This window comes from Rhodococcus sp. 3258, assembly GCF_031456475.1.
Taxonomy (GTDB): Bacteria; Actinomycetota; Actinomycetes; order Mycobacteriales; family Mycobacteriaceae; genus Rhodococcoides; species Rhodococcoides fascians.
On record NZ_JAVDUT010000001.1, the window covers coordinates 170,960 to 192,570 of the forward strand.

A 21,611-nucleotide genomic window follows, 5' to 3' on the forward strand; every position below is an offset into this window, starting at 1 on the left:
TCGGCTTTCGTCACGACGACGCGATCACCGACTCCGCCCGTTGGATCAACGATGCCAGAGCGGTCGACAACCCCTCTGCACCGAGGGCGGGCAAGATGCCCGGAATCAGTGCGGACAGCGTGACCGTCACCAGAGCCTGAGGCTTCATCGCCGCGCCCATCGTCGCCGACATCTGCGTCAATTTGGCGTTCAGGGCCGCAAAATCGACACTCGTCGATTCGTGCTCGAGCGCCACCGCATCGGGCGCGGTCGCCGCTGCGTCGGCAATCAACTGCGGTAGGTCGTCGACCGTCTTCGGCTTGGCGCGCGGCGCGAACTCGGCCTTCTCCTCGTCCGTGAGGATGTCGATGGATCGCAGCACCACCTCGGGATCGGAGACGACCGTCCGCAGAATCTTCGACAGCCGCTCGGCGAACGTCGCTATCGTCGATTCGTCGAAGATCGACGTCGCGTAGGTGAACGTCGCCTCGATGTCCTGCAGCGCTCCGGTCTCGTCGAAGTTCTCGACAGCGGTCAGCTGAAGGTCGAACTTCGCCTGATCGTCGCCTGCCGGCAGCGCCTGCACCTGCAGGCCCGGCAACACGAACGTGCCCGTCGCATGGTTCTGGAACGTCAACATCGCCTGGAACAGCGGTGTGTAGGCGCTCGACCGAGCGCGGCCGAGCGCATCGACCAGCCGCTCGAACGGAACGTCCGCGTGGCCGAACGCCGCGAGGTCCTTGTCCTTCGCCTGACGTACCAGGTCCAGGAACGTGCCGTTCGGATCGATCTGCGTGCGCAGCACCAACGTGTTGACGAACATGCCCACCAGGTCGTCCAGTTGCTCCTCGCCGCGTCCTGCGGTCGGGGTGCCGATGCTGATGTCCGACGAGTTGCTCAACCGGCCCAGCAGAACCGCGAACGCGCTGTGCACCACCATGAACGTCGTCGCCGCATGCTCGCGGGCGATCTTCTCTATGGCCGACGCCACGTCGGAACCGAACGTGAAGCCGTACGACGCGCCTTCCATGGTCGGTCGAGGTGGCCGTGGGCGATCGAGCGGCAGTGCCAGTTGTTCCGGCGCTCCCGCCAGCTCGGCGGTCCAGTAGGCCAGCTGCTTCGCCAGCGGACTGTCCGGGTCGTCCTCGCGGCCGAGTACGTCACGCTGCCACAGCGCGAAATCGGCGTACTGCACCGGCAGCGGTGCCCACGACGGCATCTCCCCCGCCACCCGAGCGGTGTAGGCGACCATGACATCGCGGATCAACGGCCCCATCGAGAACCCGTCGGCGGCGATGTGGTGAGCCACCACGGCGAGGACGTGTTCGTCGTCGCCGACCTGCAGCAGCGCAGCCCGGACCGGGACGGTCTTCGTCACGTCGAATCCCGCACCGAGGACGTCCGTCAGGCGGGACACCACGGCGTCCGGTGCCACCTGTTCGGGTTCGAGATCCACCCCGACGTCGGCGACGCCACCGATCTGCTGCACCGGGCCGTCGACCGAATCGGGGTAGGCCGTCCGCAGAATCTCGTGGCGACCGAGCACATCGTCGAACGCGCCGCGGAGCGAGGCAATGTCGAGGGCACCGGTCAACCGCACCGCAACGGGGATGTTGTACGCGGACGAGCCCGGGTCGATGCGGTTGATCGTCCACATCCGTTCCTGGGCGATCGACAGGGGTAGTCGATCGGGACGCTCGCGCACCGTCAGTTCCCGGCGGGCACCGCCGCCGACGAGCGGCGCGATGTGTGCAGCGAGGCCCGCCACCGTGGACGCCGCGAACACCGATCGCACGGGAATCTGCGCGTCGAGAGCCTGGCCGAGGCGCGAGACCAGTTGAGTTGCGATCAACGAGTTTCCGCCGAGGGCGAAGAAGTCGTCGTCCAGCCCCGCGCGGTCCAGCCCGAGCAGTTCGGCAACGGTCGTCGCGACGATCTCCTCGATCGGGGTGACCGGTGCGCGGAACTCGGTGGCCTCGAAGTGCGGCGCGGGCAGCGCCTTTCGGTCCAGCTTTCCGTTGGCATTGAGCGGTAGCGCTTCGAGCACCACGAATGCCGCAGGCACCATGTACGACGGAACGAGATGCGAGAGTTCGGATTCGACGTGCGCGACATCGACGACCTCCCCGGCCCGGCCGACGACGTAGGCCACCAACTGGTCACCCATGGACTCGCCGCTGTGCACCACGACGGCCGAATCTGCCACTGCCGGCTGCGACCGCAGGGCCGCTTCGATCTCACCGAGCTCGATGCGGAATCCGCGAATCTTCACCTGGAAGTCGGCCCGATCGATGTACTCGAGGTGCGCCGGGGCCGGCGTTCCGTCGACGACGGGCACCCGCCAGCGCACCAGGTCGCCGGTGCGGTACATCCGAGAACCGTTCGCGTCGAACGGATTGGCGACGAATCGCTCCGACGTCAGGTCCGCGCGCCCGAAGTAGCCGCGCGCCAGCTGCGCGCCGGCCAGGTAGAGCTCGCCGCTGACACCCGCAGGCACCGGATGCAACCGCGAGTCCAACACGAACACCGTCGTGTTCGCCTCGGGAACACCGATCGGCACCGCGGTCGTATCGGCGTCCGTCACCGCGTGCGCGGTCACCGACACCGCTGCCTCGGTCGGCCCGTACAGGTTGTGCAGGTCGGTCGATCCGTTCCGCTTGCGGAACTCCTGTGCGACGGCAGCGGGCAGTGCCTCACCGATCGCCAGCACCCGCCGCAGGCTCGGCGATACCTCGCCCGCGGCGACGGTGCCGAGCATCGACAGCATCGACGGCACCAGGTGCAGTGTCGTCACCGACTGCGTGCGAATCAGTTCCAGCAGGTAGTCGGGGTCACGATGACCGTCGGCCTCGGCCACGACGAGCCGTCCGCCGGAGGTCAGCTGCGACCAGAACTCCCACACCGACAGGTCGAACGTCGCTGCGGTCTTGAGCAGCGCTGCGTCGGTCTCGTCGAGTGCGTACTCCGCACGCAGCCAGTTCAGCTGGTTGACGACGGCACCGTGCGAGACCGCAACGCCCTTCGGACGACCGGTCGATCCGGACGTGAAGATGACGTACGCGGTGTTGGCTGCGGTGAGCACCCCGGTGCGTTCGGACGCGCCAACCGGAACACCCGAGTAGGCATCGGCGTCGAACCGGGCCAGATCCACGATCGGGGCAGCATCGGTGATCTCGGCACCCACATCGCCGGAGATCAGAATGCACGCAGGAGCGGCTGTCTCGAGGACCAACGCGTTGCGCTCGGCCGGCTGGTCCGGATCGATCGGAACGTACGCCCCGCCTGCCGTCGAGATGGCGTACATGCCGACGAGGAGATCGACCGAGCGTCGAATGGCAAGGCCGACAGGCACTTCCGGCCCGACACCCATGCCGATCAGGTGACGCGCGAGCTGCGAGACCCGCTCGGCGAACTCTCCGTACGTCACCACGCCGTCGTCGTGGACGAGTGCGACTGCAGCGCGGTCGCGTTCGGCGGCTGCACCGAACAGATCGGGCAGGGTCGTGTGTTCCACGGCACCGAAATCGTGAACCGTGTCGTTCCAGTCCTCGACGATCGCAGATCGCTCGCCGTCCAGCAGCACGTCGAGATCGCCGATGGGTGTCGACGGCGACGCCACGACGGCGGCCAGCACGGCCTCGAAGCGGGCCACGAGTGAACGGGCCGTGCTCTCGTCGAACAGATCCGTCGCGTAGGTCAGCAGGGCATCGAAGCCACCTGCCGCGCCGTCGCCCTGCTGGGCATCGGACACGATCAGATGCAGATCGAACTGTGAGTTGCCGGTCTCGGTGTCGAGCGCCGAGATTTCCAACCCGTCGAGCTCGAACTCGCGGCGAGCGAAGTTCTGGAACGAGAAGCCGACCTGGAACAGCGGGTGCCGAGCCGTCGAGCGCGTGGGGTTGACCACGTCGACGAGCCGCTCGAACGGGATGTCCGAGTGGGCGAACGCCTGCAGATCGGTTTCTCGTGCGGCGTCGAGGAGATCATCGAAGGTCGCCTCGCCCGGAACATCGAGTCGCAACACCAGGGTGTTGACGAACATGCCGACGAGGTTCTCGATCTCGGCCTCGCCGCGACCTGCGATGGGTGTACCCACGACGATGTCCGAGGACCCCGAGATCCGCGAGAGCAGCACTGCGAAGGCCGCATGCACGGCCATGAAGACGGTCGCGTTGTGCGCGCGTGCCAGTTCCGCGAGACGCGCGTGCGCATCGACGTCGATTCGGAAATCGATGCGATTGCCGCGGAACGTCTGGCTCGCCGGACGCGGGCGATCGAGGGGTAGCTCGATCTGCTCGGGCAACTCCGACAGCGCGGCAGACCAGTGTCGAATCTGTTGCGCTGCAATCGATTCGGCGTCGTCCTCGGAGCCGAGAACGTCCCGTTGCCAGAGCGCGTAGTCGGCGTACTGCACCGGCAGCGGTGCCCATGCGGGATCGGAATGCCGGGTACGGGCGGCATAGGCCGTCATGACGTCGGTCGACAACGGCATCATCGACAGACCGTCGGCGCTGATGTGATGGACCACCATCGCCAGCACGAACTCGGTGTCGGAGACTCGGAACAGCGAGGTCTTCAACGGAACCTCTGCGGTCACGTCGAACGTCGACGCCAGCAGCTCCAGCACCCGAGCGGTCACCGATTCCGCGTCTGTGTCGATCACGTCGAGAGTCGTCGGCACCTGGGACATCGGCACGACCACCTGATGCGGTCCCTCGGGCGAATCCGGGTACACCGATCGCAGTGTCTCGTGCCGCTCGATGACGTCCGAGACCGCGCTCTGCAACGCGCCGACGTTCAGATCGCCGCTCAGCCGCAGAGCGAACGGGATGTTGTACGCCGTCGAGTCCGAGTCGAACCGGTTGAGGAACCACATCCGCTGCTGCGCGAGCGAGAGTGGAACTCGATCGGGGCGAGGTCCCGGCACCAGCGCCGGCCGCGCGCCCGAGCCCTGCTCGACCCTCGCGGCGAGTGCCGCGACCGTCGGGGCCTCGAACAGTGCCCGGACCGGGACCGTCGTGTCGGCGGAGGCACCGAGCCGGGACACGACCTGGGTGGCCACCAGCGAGTTGCCGCCGAGTTCGAAGAAGTCGTCGTCGAGACCGACCCGGTCGAGACCGAGGACGTCGGCGAACACCTCGGCGACCATCGACTCGATCGGAGTCGTCGGTTGCCGGAACTCGCGAGTCCGTGCGGCCGGTTCGGGCAAGGCTCGTCGGTCCAGCTTTCCGTTGGTGGTCAACGGGATTGCGTCGAGCACCACGAACGCCGACGGGACCATGTACTCGGGGAGCTGCTCGGCCACCGACGCACGGACGGCGTCGACGTCGATCGTGGAACCGGTTGCGGGCACCAGGTAAGCGACCAGGCGCGCGGCACCGGGAGCGTCCTCGCGCACGATCACCGCGGCCTGTCCGACGGCCGGAGCCGACAGAACCGACGATTCGACTTCGCCCAGTTCGATGCGGAAGCCGCGGATCTTGACCTGATCGTCTGCGCGACCGACGAATTCGAGCTCACCGGTGGGCGACCACCGGGCGACGTCACCGGTGCGATAGAGCACGGATCCGTCGCCTGCGAAGGGATCTGCCACGAATCGTGTCGCCGTCAGGTCCGGCCGACCCAGGTATCCCCGCGCCACCTGACCGCCCGAGACGTACATCTCTCCCGGGACACCCGCCGGCACGAGGCCGAGTCGCGCATCCAACACGTACACGGACAACCCGGAGATCGCCCGACCCACCAGTGACCCCGATGCCTCCGCGGCAGCCTGCGCATCGAGCGCCCGATGCGAGACGTGGACGGTGGTTTCGGTGATGCCGTACATGTTGACCAACTGTGGGGAACGATCGCCGTGCCGATCGAACCAACCGCTCAATCGACGCAGCTCCAACGCTTCTCCGCCGAAGACGACGTAGCGCAGCGCGTACTCGGCAGCACCCGATGCCGTGCGGTCGGCCTGGTCGAACTGGTAGAAAGCAGACGGGGTCTGGTTGAGCACGGTCACGCGTTCGCGAATCAACAACTCGCGCAGCGCTTCCGGCGACCTCGACGTGAAGTAGTCGACCACGACGACGGTGCCACCCGTGGTGAGCGGGCCCCACAGTTCCCACACGGAGAAGTCGAACGCGAACGAGTGGAACAGAGTCCAGACGTCGGCGGGACCGAAATCGAAGTGCCGCTGGGTGTTCGCCAGCAGGCGGACGACGTTGCGGTGCGGGACGACGACGCCCTTGGGGGTGCCGGTCGAACCCGAGGTGTAGATGACGTACGCAGCTTCTGCGGCCGTCACCGCGGGAAGGACGTCCGTTGCGAACCGGGACTCGTCCGCTGGGGTGTCCATGTCGACCCTGGGCAGTTCCGGCGGTAGCGCGACCTCGACACCGGTCCAGGTCAGTACCGCGGCGGGACGCGAGTCGGCGAGCACGAACTCGATGCGATCGGCCGGGTACGACGGATCGATCGGTACGTATGCACCTCCGGCCTTGAGCACCGCGAGCAGCGCCACCACGAGATCGGCTGTGCGAGGCAGTACGACTGCGACCGCGGATTCGCGGCCGACACCCTGTGCGACAAGAACTCTCGCCAGTGCCGTCGACTCGGTGTCGATGTCTCCGTACGTGCGCGACCGACCGTCGAAGACGACGGCGGCAGCGTCCGGGTTCTCCGCGACCCTGGCCGCGAACAGGGAGACGATGGAGTCGGCAGAATCCGCGACCGCCGGTGCGTCCTGGGCAAGGGCGAGAACGTGATCGCGCTCGGCCGTATCCATCACCGGGATGTCCCCGACGGGCTGCTCGGCATCGGTGCCGACCGACTCCAGCACGCGGATCAGGCGCTCACCGAAGGCGCGCGCTGTGTCCTCGTCGTAGAGATCACGGGCGAACGTCACGTCGATGGCCGAGCTGCCGTCCGCCTGGTTCTCGGTGAACGTGAACTGGATGTCGAACTTCGCCGTCTCGACGTCGAGATCGACTCCGCGCACGGTCAGGCCCGGGAGCTCGAGTTCGGTCTGCTCCATGTTCTGCACGGTGAGCATCACCTGGATCAGCGGATGCCGCGCGGCCGACCTCGGTGGGTCGAGTACCTCGACGAGTCGCTCGAACGGCACCTCCGCGTGCGCGAACGCCGACAGATCGGTGTTGCGCGTACGGGCGAGCAGTTCGGTGAAGGCAGCACCGGGATCGATCTCGGTGCGCAGCACGAGGGTGTTGACGAACATACCGATGACGTCGTCGAGTGCCGCCTCACCGCGACCGGCGACCGGAGTACCGATGGCGATGTCGGTTCCGCCCGACAACCGGGAGAGCAACACCGCGAGAGCAGAGTGCAACACCATGAACAGTGAGCTCTGATTGGCGCGGGCTACCGCACCGAGACGCGCATGCGTCTGCGCATCGAGCGTCAACCGAATGTTGCCGCCGCGGTAGGACGACCGATCGGGACGCACTCGGTCGCCGGGGAACGTGCTCTCGTCCGGCAGTCCCGACAGCGTTCGCGTCCAATGTCGGATCTGGCCGGACACCGGTGAATCGGGATCGCTCTCGGAACCGAGCACGGTCTGCTGCCACAGGGTGTAGTCGGCGTAGCGAACCGCGAGCGGTGCCCAACCCGGTTCGCTTCCTGCACTCCGGGCCGCGTACGCGATCATGAGGTCGCGAGTCATCGGTCCGATCGAGAAACCGTCTGCGGCAATGTGATGTGTGGCCAAGGCCAGCACATACCGGTTCGAGTCGAGCTCGAGCAGGATGGCACGGAGTGGGGGTGCGGCCGTGACGTCGAAACCCTGCACGAAGAACTCGGCCAGGGCGGCGGTGACGTCGTCGGCGGTGACCTTCGTCGGTGCCAGCTCCGGAGCTACCTGCGCTGCGGGGACGATCACCTGAGAGGCCACCCCGTCCACCTCGGGGTAGACGGTGCGCAGCGATTCGTGCCGTTCGATCACGTCGGCCACGGCAGAGCGCAGCGCGACGACGTCGAGGTCACCGATCAGTTCGATGGCGACGGGCAGATTTTCCGTTGCCGAATCGACGTCGAAACGGTTGAGGAACCACATCCGGCGCTGGGCGAGCGACAGCGGAACGACGTCCGGCAACTCGGTGCGCACGAGAGGAATCTTTCGTCCCGATCCCGAGAGTTCGTCCAGCTTCGCCGCCAGAGCCGCCACCGTCGACGCCTCGAAGATGGTCCGAACACTGACCGTGGTGTCCGTCGCGGCACCGATGCGCGACGCCACCCTGGTCGCCACGAGCGAGTTACCGCCGAGAGCGAAGAACTCGTCGTCGGCTCCGACGACATCGACGCCGAGCACGTCGCGGAACACCTGCGACACCACGATTTCCGACGTGGTCGTCGGAGCGCGGAAGGCACGCTGCTCTATATCCGGTGCCGGGAGCGCGCGCCGGTCGAGCTTGCCGTTGGCGGTCAGCGGAAGTGCGTCGAGCACGACGGTCGCAGCCGGAACCATGTATCCGGCGAGCGAGCGGGCGGCGAACGCCGTCAGGTCGGCCACGTCGACGGTCGCACCGGAGGCGGGGACGACATAGGCGACCAGTTGATCTCCGGCGACGGCCGTCTGCCGAACCAGCACCACGGCCGACTCCACCGACGGGTGCCGGCGCAGCACGGTTTCGATCTCCCCGAGTTCGATGCGCAGACCACGCAACTTGACCTGGAAGTCTGTGCGGCCCAAGTACTCCAGACGCCCGGTGTGAGACGAGGACTCCCGCCAGCGCACCAGATCGCCGGTGCGGTACATGCGAGAACCCGGTTCGCCGAACGGATCCGGTAGGAATCGATCTGCCGTCAGATCCACTCGACCGAGGTAGCCGCGGGCCAGTTGGACTCCGGCGAGATAGAGCTCACCTGCGACCCCGGGAGCAACCGGGGACAGTCGGGAGTCGAGGACGTACGTTCTGGTGTTCCACACCGGGACACCGATCGGAACCAGGTCGACGTCCGCCTCGGACACCTCGTGATAGGTGACGTCGACAGCCGCTTCGGTGGGTCCGTAGAGGTTGTGCAGCGCCACGCCCGGCAGGACGCGTCGGACGCGTTCGCCGACCTCGGCGGGCAGCGCCTCACCGGAGGCGAACAGAGTCCGCAGCGACGTGGCTGCGGACGACGACTCGGCTGCGACGACGGAGACGAAGACCTCGAGCAACGACGGCACGAAGTGTGCCGTCGTGACCGACTGCGCCTCGATGGTCTCGAGCAGGTACTGCGGGTCTCGGTGCCCGTCCGGCTTCGCGATGACCAGCGTCGCCCCGATCTGCAACGGCCAGAACAGTTCCCACACCGACACGTCGAACGTGACGGGGGTCTTCTGCAACACGACATCGTCGGCGGCGAGCTCGTATTCCGACTGCATCCACAGCAGACGGTTGACGATTGCCTCGTGTGTGACGGCCACGCCCTTCGGCTGCCCGGTCGACCCGGACGTGAAGATGACGTATGCGGTGTTCGTCGGTGCGAGTGCACCGATTCGGTCCGCGTCGGTGATCGGTGCATCGGAGACCCCGGACAGGTCGAGAACGTCGATGTCGATCACGTCGAGCCCGTCGGCATCCACCGAGTCTCGTGACGTGCTCAGTACGCACACCGGTGCCGCGGTGCGCAGAATGTGCGCGATTCGCTCGGCAGGCTGATCCGGGTCGATCGGTACGTAGGCACCGCCCGCCGCGACGATCGCGTGAATTCCGACGAGGAGCTCCACCGAACGACGGGCAGCGATCGCCACGGTGGTCTCGGGCCCGACACCACGATCGACGAGGTACCGCGCAAGACGAGCCACCCGTGCGTCGAACTCGCAGTAGGACACTGACTCGTCACCGAATACCAGTGCGGTTCCGTCGGATTCGACCGAGCGCCCGAGGGAGGCCAGCGTCTGCGACCGGTCGACGTCGTGGTCGGTGTCGTTCCAGTCGTCGAGCACGCGCTTGTACTCGACATCGTCGAGCAGTTCGATGTCGCCCACGACGGTCGAGAGGTTGTCGGCGACGGATTCGAGGACCTTGATCAGGCGCTCACCCAGGGTGACCACCGTGGACTCGTCGAACAGGTCGGTGGCGTAGGTGACATCGAACGTCATACCCTGCGCCGCGCCACTGGGTCCGAACGATTCGACGAACGTGAACTGCAGGTCGAACAGTGCAACCAGGGTCTCGAAGTCGACGCCCGAGACCGACAGTCCCGGTAGTTCGAGATCCTTCTGCCCCAGGTTCTGGAACGCGAGCACCACCTGCACGAGGGGATGACGAGCCGTGGAACGTACCGGGTTGAGGATCTCCACCAGACGCTCGAACGGAACGTCCACGTGTGCCAGCGCCGACAGGTCGGTCTCGCGAGCATCGGCCAGTACCTGGTCGAACCTGCGCGCGGTGTCGATCTCCGTTCGGAGCACGAGGGTGTTGACGAACATGCCGATCAGGTCGTCGAGCGCCGCCTCACCGCGGCCCGCGACCGGTGTGCCGATCGCGATGTCGGTCTCGCCGGACAGCCGCGACAGCAGTACCGCGAGGCTGGTGTGCACCAGCATGAACAGCGACGCGTTCTCACGTCGGGACGCCTCGATCAGAGCGCGATGCAGTTCTCCGTCGATCGAGAAACGCACCAGCGCACCGCTGTTCGATGCCACCGCCGGCCTGGGACGGTCGGAGGGCACATCGAGCTGATCCGGCAGACCGGCCAACGTCGTCGTCCAGTAGTCGATCTGCTGCGAGACCACGGACGTGGGGTCGTCCTCGGAGCCCAGCACCTCGCGCTGCCACAGGCTGTAGTCGGCGTAGTCGACCGGAAGCGGAGTCCAGTACGGCTCCTGGTTCATCGACCGCGCCGCATAGGCGTTCATGACGTCGCGAGTGAGCGGGCCGAGCGAGAAACCATCGGCGGCGATGTGGTGCACCACGAACACCAGCAGGTGCTCGGTGGGGCTCACCTCGAACAACCGAGTACGGAACGGGAGGTCCTTCGACAGGTCGAATCCTGTCGTCGCCAGCTCGCGCATGGCATCGGCCACCTGATGCGCGGAAATTTCGATCGGCGTCAATTCCGGTGTGGCCGTCTGCGCGTCGACGATCACCTGATGAGCCGTGCCGTCGGTCTCCGGGAACACCGTCCGCAGAGACTCGTGCCTGGCGACGACGTCCGCGACCGCGATCTGCATGGCCCGGCGGTCGAGCAGACCGGACAACCGGACGGCGATCGGGATGTTGTTGGCCGCCGATTCGACGTCGAACTTGTTGAGGAACCACATCCGCTGTTGCGCCAGCGACAGCGGAATGTGCTGCGGACGCTGCTGCGGTACCAGCGGCGGCCTGCTGCCGGTGGCGACCAGGGTGCCCAGTCTGGCTGCGAGGTCGGCCACCGAGGACGCGTCGAACAGCTCGCGAACGGCGATCCGGGTGTCCAGCGCGACGCCGAGTCGGGACACGAGTTGCGTTGCGATGAGCGAGTTTCCGCCCAGCTCGAAGAAGTCGTCGTCGAGACCCACGCGCTCGACGCCCAGCACCTGGGCGTACACCTCGGCGACGGTGCGTTCGATGTCGTTGGTCGGTTCGCGGTACTCGGTGACCTCGAATGCGGGGTCGGGCAACGCCTTTCGGTCGAGCTTTCCGCTGGCACCGAGCGGGAACTCGGGCAGCACGATCAGTGTCGACGGCACCATGTACTCCGCCAGACGACCGCGTAGCGCCGACAGAACGGCTCCGGTGTCGACCGACACCCCCGAAGGAACCACGTATCCGACGAGTTGGTCGCGGCGGACCACGACTACGGCTTGAGAGACCGACCGCTGGGCGAGCAGCGCCGTTTCGATCTCACCCAGTTCGATGCGCAGGCCGCGCAACTTGACCTGGAAGTCGGAACGTCCGACGTATTCGAGCTCGCCGTCGCGATTCCAGCGCACGACGTCGCCGGTGCGGTACAGCCGCGCGCCGCCATCGGCGAACGGGTGAGCGACGAACCTGTCCGCGGTCAGGTCGGGGCGTCCCACATAGCCGCGCGCGAGCTGGGTGCCGGCGAGATAGAGCTCACCTGCAACACCGACCGGGGTGGGATGCAGTCGCGAATCCAGTACGTAGACAGCGGTGTTCCACACCGGAGCACCGATCGGCATGACGTCGGAGTCCGAATCCGTGACCGCGTGGTACGTCACGTCCACGGCAGCCTCGGTCGGTCCGTACAGGTTGTGCAGTTCCACCGACGCGACCGCACGCCGTAGTGCGCGAGCGGTGGTGGGCGGTAGCGCCTCGCCGGAGGCGAACATCAGTCGGAGCGAGGCTCCCGCGCTGCGACGCCGCTCGACTTCGGGCACGAACACCGACATCATCGACGGCACGAAGTGCACCACCGAAACGCGTTCGCGCGCAATGACATCGAGCAAGTAGATGGGATCCCGGTGACCGTCCGGAACGGCGATCACCACCGAGGCGCCCACCTGGAGCGCCCAGAAGAACTCCCATACCGACACGTCGAACGTGGACGGCGTCTTCTGCAGCACGACGTCGCGCGGAGTCAGGGCGTATTCGCCCTGCATCCACAGCAGTCGGTTGACGATCGCGTCGTGCGACACCCCGACACCCTTGGGACGGCCCGTCGAACCCGACGTGAAGATGACGTACGCGAGGTTCCGCGAACGCAGTGGGGCGCGTCGGTCGTTGTCGCGCAACTGTTCCGACGACAGGTTAGAAGTATCGAGCGTGTCGATGTCGATCGTGTCGACGTCGGGGAATTCGACGTGATCGCGCACGGTGGACAACACCCGGATCGGTGCCGCGGTGGCCACGATGTAGTCGTTGCGATCCGCCGGTTGGGTCGGGTCGATCGGCACGTATCCGGCCCCGGCCTTGACGATCGCGTACATGCCGACGAACAGGTCGAGGCTGCGGGCGATCGCGAGGCCGACCAACGTGTCGGGCCCGACGCCCAGCGAGACCAGATGGCGCGCAAGACGGTTGACGCGTGCATCGAACTCGGCGTACGTCAGCCGCTCACCTTCGAAGACCAGCGCAGTTGCGTCCGGGGTCAGGGCGACCTGTCGGTCGAACAGGTCCACCAGAGTGATGTCGGCGGGGACCTCGTGTTCGGTGTCGTTCCATTCGGCCACCACGCGGTCGTGCTCGCCGTCGTCGAGCAGATCGATGTCGCCGACGGCCACCGACGAATCGGCCACCACGGCCGTGAGCATCCGTACGAACCGGTCGGCGAACCCGCGAATGGTCTCGGCATCGAAAAGGTCTGTCGCGTAGGTCAGTTCGGCGGCCATACCCTGTCCGCGGCCGTCAAGTCCGATCGACTCGGTCACGGTGAGCTGCAGGTCGAACTTGGCGATTTCGGCATCGAGGGCGACGCTGTCCACCGACAGGCCCGGGAGGTCGACGTGTGTTCGGGTGAGGTTCTCGAACGAGAGCATGACCTGGAACAGCGGGTGTCGAGCTTGCGACCGCGACGGGTTGAGGACCTCGACCAGACGCTCGAACGGTAGATCGGCGTGGCCGAAGGCTCCGAGCGCGACTTCGCGCGCGCGGCCGATCTGTTCGGAGAACGTGCGTCCGGAGTCGATGTCGGTGCGCAGAACGAGCGTGTTGACGAACATGCCGACGACGTCGTCGAGCGCTGCGTCACCGCGGCCGGCGACCGGAGTACCGATGGCGATGTCCTCGGTGCCCGACAGTCGGGCCAGCAGCACGGCCAGTGCGGCGTGGACGACCATGAACAGCGATGCGTTGTGGGTGTGCGCCAGAGCGGACAGGCCCTGGTGCACATCGGCAGGCACGTCGAATCCGATGGAAGAGCCCTGGTAGGACTGGCGACTGGGGCGCGGCCGGTCGGTCGGCAGATCGAGCTGGTCGGGTAGGCCGGCAAGGATGTCGGCCCAGTAGTTCACCTGACCGGAGATCAGCGACTGCGGATCGTCCTCGGAGCCCAGAACCGAACGCTGCCACAGGCTGTAGTCGGCGTACTGCACTTCCAACGGCATCCAGGCCGGGTTCTCCCACGCGGTGCGCGAGGCGTAGGCGATCATGATGTCTCGGGCCAGCGGTCCCATCGACCAGCCGTCGGCCGAGATGTGGTGCACCACCATGGCGATCACGTGTTCGCGTGGGCCGATCTCGAACAGTCGGGCCTGGATCGGAACGTTGACGGTCACGTCGAACGTCGTCGACGCGAGCGCGAAGACCTGTCGCTGAATGTCGGCGGCCGAGGTCGGAATCGGCATCAGGTTCGGCACCGTCTGAGCGGCGTCGAGAATGGACTGCTGCGGTCCGTGCGCGGTGTCGGGATAGACGGTGCGCAGCGACTCGTGCCGGTCGATCACATCCATGATGGCGACCTGCAGTGCCGCGACATCCAGGTCGCCGGTCAGCTTCAGCGCGAACGGAATGTTGTATGCGGCGGAGTCGACGTCGAACCGGTTGAGGAACCACATGCGTTGCTGCGCAAGCGACAACGGGATGCGCTCCGGCCGGACGGTCGCGACCAGTGCAGTCCGGCCGCCCTCCCCCGCCGCCTGTTCGACGCGCACCGCGAGCAGTGCAACCGTCGACGCCTCGAACAGCATGCGCACCGGCACGGTGGCGTCGAGTGCCACTCCGAGCCGCGAGACCACCTGGGTGGCGATCAGCGAGTTACCGCCGAGCTCGAAGAAGTCGTCGTCCAGTCCTACCCGCTCGACGCCGAGGACGTCGGCGAAGACGTCGGCGACGATCTCTTCGATCGGTGTCGTCGGTGCGCGGAAATCTCGCACCTCGAACACCGGCGCAGGCAGTGCGCGCCGGTCCAGCTTTCCGTTGACCGTCAGCGGAATCGTCTCCAGCGCAACGAACGCCGACGGAACCATGTACTCCGGCAACAGTTCGGCGATACCGGTTCGCAGATCCTCGAGGTCGAGGGTAGGCCGACCGTTCGCCACCGCCGAGACCACGTAGGCGACCAACCGGGCCGCCCCGGGCGAATCCTCACGGACGACGACGGCAGCCTGGGTGACGGCGGGGTGCGCGGTGACCGCGGCCTCGACCTCGCCCAACTCGATTCGGAAGCCGCGCACCTTGACCTGATCGTCGGAGCGGCCCAGATATTCGAGCTCGCCCGACGCGTTCCACTGCGCCAGATCGCCGGTGCGATACAGCAACGACCCGGCATCGGAGCCGGAGGCGAACGGATCGGCCACGAACCGCACCGCGGTGAGCGGTGCGCGTCCCAGGTATCCGCGCGCCAATTGTCCACCGGCAACGTACATCTCGCCGGGCACCCCGACCGGGACCGGATGGAGCCGGGTATCGAGAACGTAGACGCGCAGCCCAGCGATCGGCTTGCCGACCACCGATGCGGTCGTTGCGACGGACGCGGAGCCCAACGCTTGATACGACACGTGCACCGTGGTCTCGGTGATGCCGTACATGTTGATCAGCTGCGGTGCACGATCGCCGTGCCGCTCGAACCAGCCGCTCAATCGACGCTGTTCGAGGGCCTCGCCGCCGAAGATCACGTAGCGCAGAGACAGCTCGCCGCCGGTCGAGGCCGCCGTGCGATCGGCCTCGGACAGTTGGTAGAACGCCGACGGAGTCTGGTTGAGCACCGTCACTCGTTCGTCCACGAGCAGCTGATGGAACGCTTCGGGTGAGCGCGAGGTGAAGTAGTCGACGACCACCAGAGTGCCGCCGTACAGCAACGGACCCCACAGTTCCCACACCGAGAAGTCGAACGCGTAGGAATGGAACATCGTCCACACGTCGTCGGCTCCGAAGCCGTAGACCGCATCGGTGTTCGCGAGCAGCCGAACCACGTTGCGGTGCGGCACCAGAACACCCTTGGGGCGACCGGTCGACCCCGAGGTGTAGATGACGTACGCGACGTTGGTGGGGCGAAGCGGGCGAATGCGATCGGTGTCGGTCACCGGTGCGCCCGAGATCGACGACAGATCGACCGTGTCGATGTCGACGAATGTTGCGCCGATGCGAGATTCGACGTCCGCGGGCAGCTCGATCGGGTCCGTTCCCGAGAAGAGAATCGATGTCGGACGCGCATCGTCGAGCATGTACTCGACGCGGTCCAGCGGGTAGCTCGGATCGACGGGGAGGTAACCGCCACCGGCCTTCACGACCGCAACCAGCGCGACGACGAGTTCCGCCGACCTCGGTAAGGCGACCGCGACGAGGCTCTCGGGGCCGACGCCGTGTGAGATCAGTACGCGGGCAAGGCGATTGGTCCGAGCATCGAACTCGGCGTACGTCAGCGACGTGTCGCCGAAGCGCACGGCCACTCCGTCCGGCTGTGCCGAGGCCGCAGCGTCGAGCAGGTCGATCAACGTCACGTCGCGAGAGACGTCCGGCCCGGACACGTTCCAGGTGGACACGACGGACTCGTATTCGGCGGCGTCCACGATGTCGACGTCGCCGACCGGAACCGACGCGTCGGTGGTGACTGCGTCCAGAATTCCGAGGAAGCGCCGCGCGAAGCTGTCGACCAGATCTGCGTCGAACAGATCGGTCGCGTACTCGAACACCGCATCGATACCCGCGGCAGTTCCGTCGACCTGGTGCTCGGTGAGCCAGAGCTGGAGGTCGAATTTCGCTATCGGGACGTCGAATTCGGCGGCCACGGCGCGGAGCCCGCCGACGGTGAGTTCACGAGACATGGCCGATTCCAGGGAGAGCGCCACCTGGAACAACGGGTGCCGTGATGTCGAGCGGACCGGATTGAGAACCTCGACCAGGCGCTCGAACGGAACGTCGGCATGCGCGAACGCCGACAGGTCCGTGTCGCGGACGCGAGCGAGCAGCTGCTCGAACGACAGTGCCGGATCGACATCGGTACGAAGTACCAACGTGTTGACGAACATTCCGACGAGGTCGTCGAGTGCAGGCTCACCGCGACCGGCCACCGGCGCGCCGATGGCGATGTCGGTGGTGCCGCTCAGTCGAGCCAGCAACAGCGCGTACGCCGACTGCATCACCATGAACAGCGACGAGTTGTTCGCGCGGGCGAGATCGGCCAGAGCACTGTGCAACCGGGCCGGAATCTCGATGCGCAGCTTGCTGCCTGCGTTGGACGACACGGCGGGGCGGGGCCTACTCGACGGCAGCGCCAGCTGATCGGGTAGATCCTCGAGTGTGGCACTCCAATAGGCGATTTCGCGTGCAGCGAGCGAATGCGGATCGGTTTCGGGACCGAGTACCGCACGCTGCCAGAGCGCGTAGTCGGCGTACTGGACCTCGAGCGGCGTCCACTCGGGAGCGCGGCCCTGTATCCGGCTCGAGTAGGCCAGCAGGACGTCGCGCGCCAACGGTCCGAAGGAGGCTCCGTCGGCAGCGATGTGGTGCAGGACCATCGCCAGTTCGTACTCGGTGGGCGACATCTCGAACAGCGCGATTCGAAACGGCGTGTCGATCGTGACGTCGAAGCCCTTGGCCACCAACTCGTGCAGTCGGCCACCGAGCTCGTGCCGTTCGATGCGGATCGGGGTGATCGTGGCCGGTGTCCTGGCCGCGTTGAGCACGACCTGCTCGGGCGATCCGTCCACTTCCGGGTACACCGTGCGCAGCGTCTCGTGTCGTTCCACGACGTCCGCGAATGCGGCCGACAGGGCACTCACGTCGAGTGGACCGCTCAGATGGACCGAGAACGGCAGGTTGTACACCGCAGTGGCCGGATCGAACCGGTTGAGGAACCACATGCGTTGCTGTGCAGGCGAGAGTGGGATGCGCTCGGGGCGTTCCCGGGATTCGAGGATCGGGGTGTCGGATCCGCGGCCGGCAGCCGACTCGGCCCGGGCAGCCAGTGCGCCGACGGTGGGGGCCTCGAACAGCTCGCGCACTCCCAGGCGTACTCCGAGTGCGCCGCCGACTCGTGTCACCAACTGTGTGGCGATCAGCGAGTTGCCGCCGAGCTCGAAGAAGTCCTCGTCCAGACCGACCTTGGACGCGCCGAGCAGGTCCTCGTAGATTCCGGCGACGACGTATTCCGCGCGGCTCTGCGGTGCTCGGTACTTCTTGGCGCTGGTGAACACCGGCTCCGGCAACGCTTTTCGATCGAGCTTTCCGCTGGTGTTGAGCGGCAGCGCATCGAGCACGACCACTGCTGCGGGAACCATGTAGGACGGCAGCGCATGCCCGGCGAATTCGATGGCCTCGGCGGAGTCGATGGACTTCCCCGGCCCGGCGACGACGTAGGCGACGAGTTGGTCGCCGGTAACCGTCTGTACGACCAATGTCACTGCCTGCGAGATGGATTCGTGTGCGAGCAGCACGGTTTCGATCTCGCCCAGCTCGATGCGCTGGCCACGGAACTTCACCTGGAAGTCGGTGCGTCCGATGTAGTCCAGCACTCCGTCGCTGCGCCACCGAACGAGGTCGCCGGTGCGATACATCCGCTCTCCGGCGTCGCCGAAGGGGTTGGCCACGAACCGATCCGAGCTCAGGTCGGGGCGACCCACGTAGCCCCGCGCCAGCTGGACGCCCGCGAGGTAGAGCTCGCCCGCTTCTCCCACCGGAGTGGGTCGCAGCCGGCTGTCCAGTACGAAGGCGCGGGTGTTCCACTCGGGCACACCGATCGGGACGGTTCGCGTGTCCTGTGGGCTGCTCTCGTGGTACGTCACCGAGACCGCCGCCTCGGTGGGACCGTAGAGGTTGTGCAGTCCCGCGGCGCAGACGGATCGGAATGCTGCTGCCGTCTCGACCGGAAGCGCCTCGCCGATCACGAAGACGTGACGCAGCGAAGCACAGGTGTTGGCCGGCGCGTTGGCGACGAACACGGTCAGCATCGAGGGCACGAAGTCGGTGACCGTGACGCAGTGTTCGGCGATCCTGTTCGCCACGTAGACCGAGTCGCGATGCCCGTCGGGGGTGGCGAGCACCATCGTCGCGCCCACTCGCAGCGGCAGGAAGAAACCCCACAGCGAGACGTCGAACGTCGTCGCCGTCTTCTGCAGATAGACGTCGGTGGTATCCATCGGATACTCCGCCAGCATCCACTCCATCTGATTGTGGATGGCGGCGTGCTCCACGGCGACGCCCTTCGGGCGGCCGGTGGAGCCGGAGGTGTAGATGACGTACGCGGTGTTCGAAACACGAAGCGGCGCAATCCGTTCCGCGTCTCCGACCGGAGCGGACGACCGGGCGGACAGGTCGACCAGATCGACGGCGACCGTCTCGGTGCCCTCGGGCAGCGACACGTCGTCACGCGACGAGATCAGTACGCACCGAGGCTGCGCGGAATCGAGGATGTAGGCCGTGCGTTCGGCAGGATGATCCGGGTCGATCGGTACCCATGCTCCGCCTGCCGCCACGATGGCGTACATGCCGACCACAAGATCGAACGAGCGTCGAATGGACAAGCCGACAAGAGTCTCCGGGCCGACGCCCATGTCGATCAGATGGCGAGCGAGGCCGTTCACCCGCGCCGACAGTTCTCCGTAAGTCAGGACGTCGCCCTCGTACACCAGAGCCGTGGCGTCGGGACGAGCTGCCGCAGCAGCCTCGAAGGCGGTGAGCAGAGTGCTGGGCGTGGTCTCGTGTTCGGTGTGGTTCCACTCGGAGACGACCAGTGCGCGCTCGGATCCGTCGGTCAGAGCCAGGTCCCAGACGAGGTCCGTCGGGGCTGCCGCCACGAAACGGCCGAGGAAGTCGACGAACCGCTCGTGATTGCGGCCGGACTGATCGGGGCCGTACAGGTTGGGGTTGGACTCGAAGTCGATGTGGGTCGTGGCCCCGGCGACGCTCGTGTAGAGGTTCAGTCCGAAGTCCTCGATGAGGCCGGTGGAGAGGATGTTGATTCCGCCGACCATCGATCCCAGGCGCACCTCGCCGAAGAACAGCATGATGTTGACCCAGGGACCGAAGAACGCAGCTTGACCGCTTGCGCCGCCGGCGTCGCGGCGAATGTCCTCGTGCCGGTACCGCTGGTGGCGCAGTGCACCGGAGACCTCGGCGTTGACGCGCGCCAGCATCGTTTCGACGGTGGTGTCGCCCGAGACGTCGAACCGCAGCGGCACCACGTTGGACACCATGCCGCCGGAGCGGCGCAGAACCGCGGTGGTTCGCGCAGTCACCGGCAGTGACAGCACGACGTCCTCGCGGCCGGTCATCTGGGCCAGATACGCCGCGAACGCGGCGATGACGATGGTCGCCATCGTCGTGTCGGTCTCGGCGCGCAGGGCATCGAGACTGCTCATCGTGTCGGCAGACAGAGCGGTGCTGTCGATCTGACTCTTCGGGGCCGGCGGAGCGGTGTGCCCGGCGAGGGTGGTGACTCCGTCGATTCCGTCGATCCGCGACGCCCAGTACTCGCGATCGGCCTGGAAGCGGCTCGAATCGCGGTAGGACATCTCGATGTCGTAGACCTTGGTCAGATCCGAGGCCAGGTTCTTCGTCGGTTCGGTGCCCTCGACCTCGGACGTGTACAACTCCGCAGCGCGGTTCATGAAGGTCACGGCACCGAAGCCGTCGAGAACGACGTGGTGCACGCGCTCGTACCAGAACCAGACATCGTCCTCGATACGCAGGACGGTGGCGGCGATCAGTCGATCGCGAAGAATGTCGATCGGAGCGCTGTAATCGGCGTGCATCCACTCGAGGGCGGCCGCGCGAGGGTCGTTCTCGCCGCGCAGATCCACCAGTCCGAGCGAGTCGTCCAGGGTGGGGTCGACGATCTGTCGTGGCTCCGCGTCGATCTCGGTGATACGGACGAAACCGGACTGCAGTTCGAGGGCTGCGCGTGACGATGCGCGCCGCAACAGTTCGACGTCGAGATCACCGCGCAGTTCGACGTACTGCGCGATGTTGGCGGGTACCGAGGGGTCCACGTGCTGCGCGAACCACATCCCCAATTGGGCCGGTGACAGTGGGAACGAGGGATGCTGCCGACTGTCGACTCCCGTGTCGTCGTCTCCAGCACCTTCCACACCTAGCGGGTCCAATCGATTCCTCTCTTTCCCACAATCACACGCGCCCCCACCGGCCGCCGAAGCGGCGGACAACGATGGGCACCGAACACATCGAGCAAGCTGACTACGTCGATCTCTATTTTCTCACCATGAACAACTCGGAAGTTACCTTTCAGTACTTATCCGTCGAGATGGGCCGGACCGTTACATGCCCAGCACGCGTCGAGAGCACCCGCCCCCGTACGTGCAGAACCGGTGGCTGGATTCGGCACCCGGCCAATCTACAGGCCCGCACGCGCGGAGTTCGTCGGTTGTCACGCCGTCATGTCGAAAGCGGCAATCACCTTGGTAGGTACCAAACGAACGATCAATTCGCCCGGAACTCCGTTGCGTCTGCCGAACTCCTCCCCTCTGTCGCGGCCCATGTACCGCGCTCCGATCTCGGTGGCCGTACGCACCAGTTCTCGGGGATCCTCGTCGATCGAGGCAACGCCCTGCACCTGCACGAACCCGTACGGCGGCTCTTCGAGATCGACGGTCAACACGATCCGAGGGTCCCTGCGAATCGCTCGCCCCTTGGCGGTATCGGCTCCGGTGTTGAACACGATGGAATCGTCCTCGACGACGAACCAGATCGGGGCGACCAGGGGCCGTCCGTCCGAAGCGAGGTAGCCGACCTTTCCGGTGCGGGTACCTGCCGACAGAAACTCTCGCACGCGTGGATCGGTGAAAGACGTCATCGACGTCACGC

General features: G+C 66.3%; 2 protein-coding genes, 1 tRNA gene and 1 pseudogene. 1 reads left to right on the top strand and 3 read right to left on the bottom strand.

Going from position 1 to position 21,611, the window contains the following annotated elements:
- Nucleotides 1–10 precede the first annotated feature (10 nt).
- Entirely contained in the window at nucleotides 11–10,915 is a 10,905-nt protein-coding gene (locus J2X62_RS00740) for a non-ribosomal peptide synthetase (protein ID WP_310176269.1), read from the bottom strand.
- Between J2X62_RS00740 and J2X62_RS00745 the strand changes: the two genes are divergently transcribed.
- Nucleotides 10,868–10,974 (top strand) — tRNA-OTHER (locus J2X62_RS00745). The genes J2X62_RS00740 and J2X62_RS00745 overlap by 48 nt on opposite strands.
- Before the next feature lie 406 nt (nucleotides 10,975–11,380).
- On the opposite strand, the pseudogene J2X62_RS25400 reads toward J2X62_RS00745, so the two are convergent.
- Nucleotides 11,381–20,797 (bottom strand): annotated as a pseudogene (locus J2X62_RS25400) (amino acid adenylation domain-containing protein); the annotation flags it as partial.
- A gap of 377 nt (nucleotides 20,798–21,174) precedes the next feature.
- Complete coding sequence (locus tag J2X62_RS00795) at nucleotides 21,175–21,600, bottom strand: PPOX class F420-dependent oxidoreductase (protein WP_027496298.1); 426 nt, start codon at nucleotides 21,598–21,600, stop codon at nucleotides 21,175–21,177.
- Nucleotides 21,601–21,611: the final 11 nt, after the last annotated feature.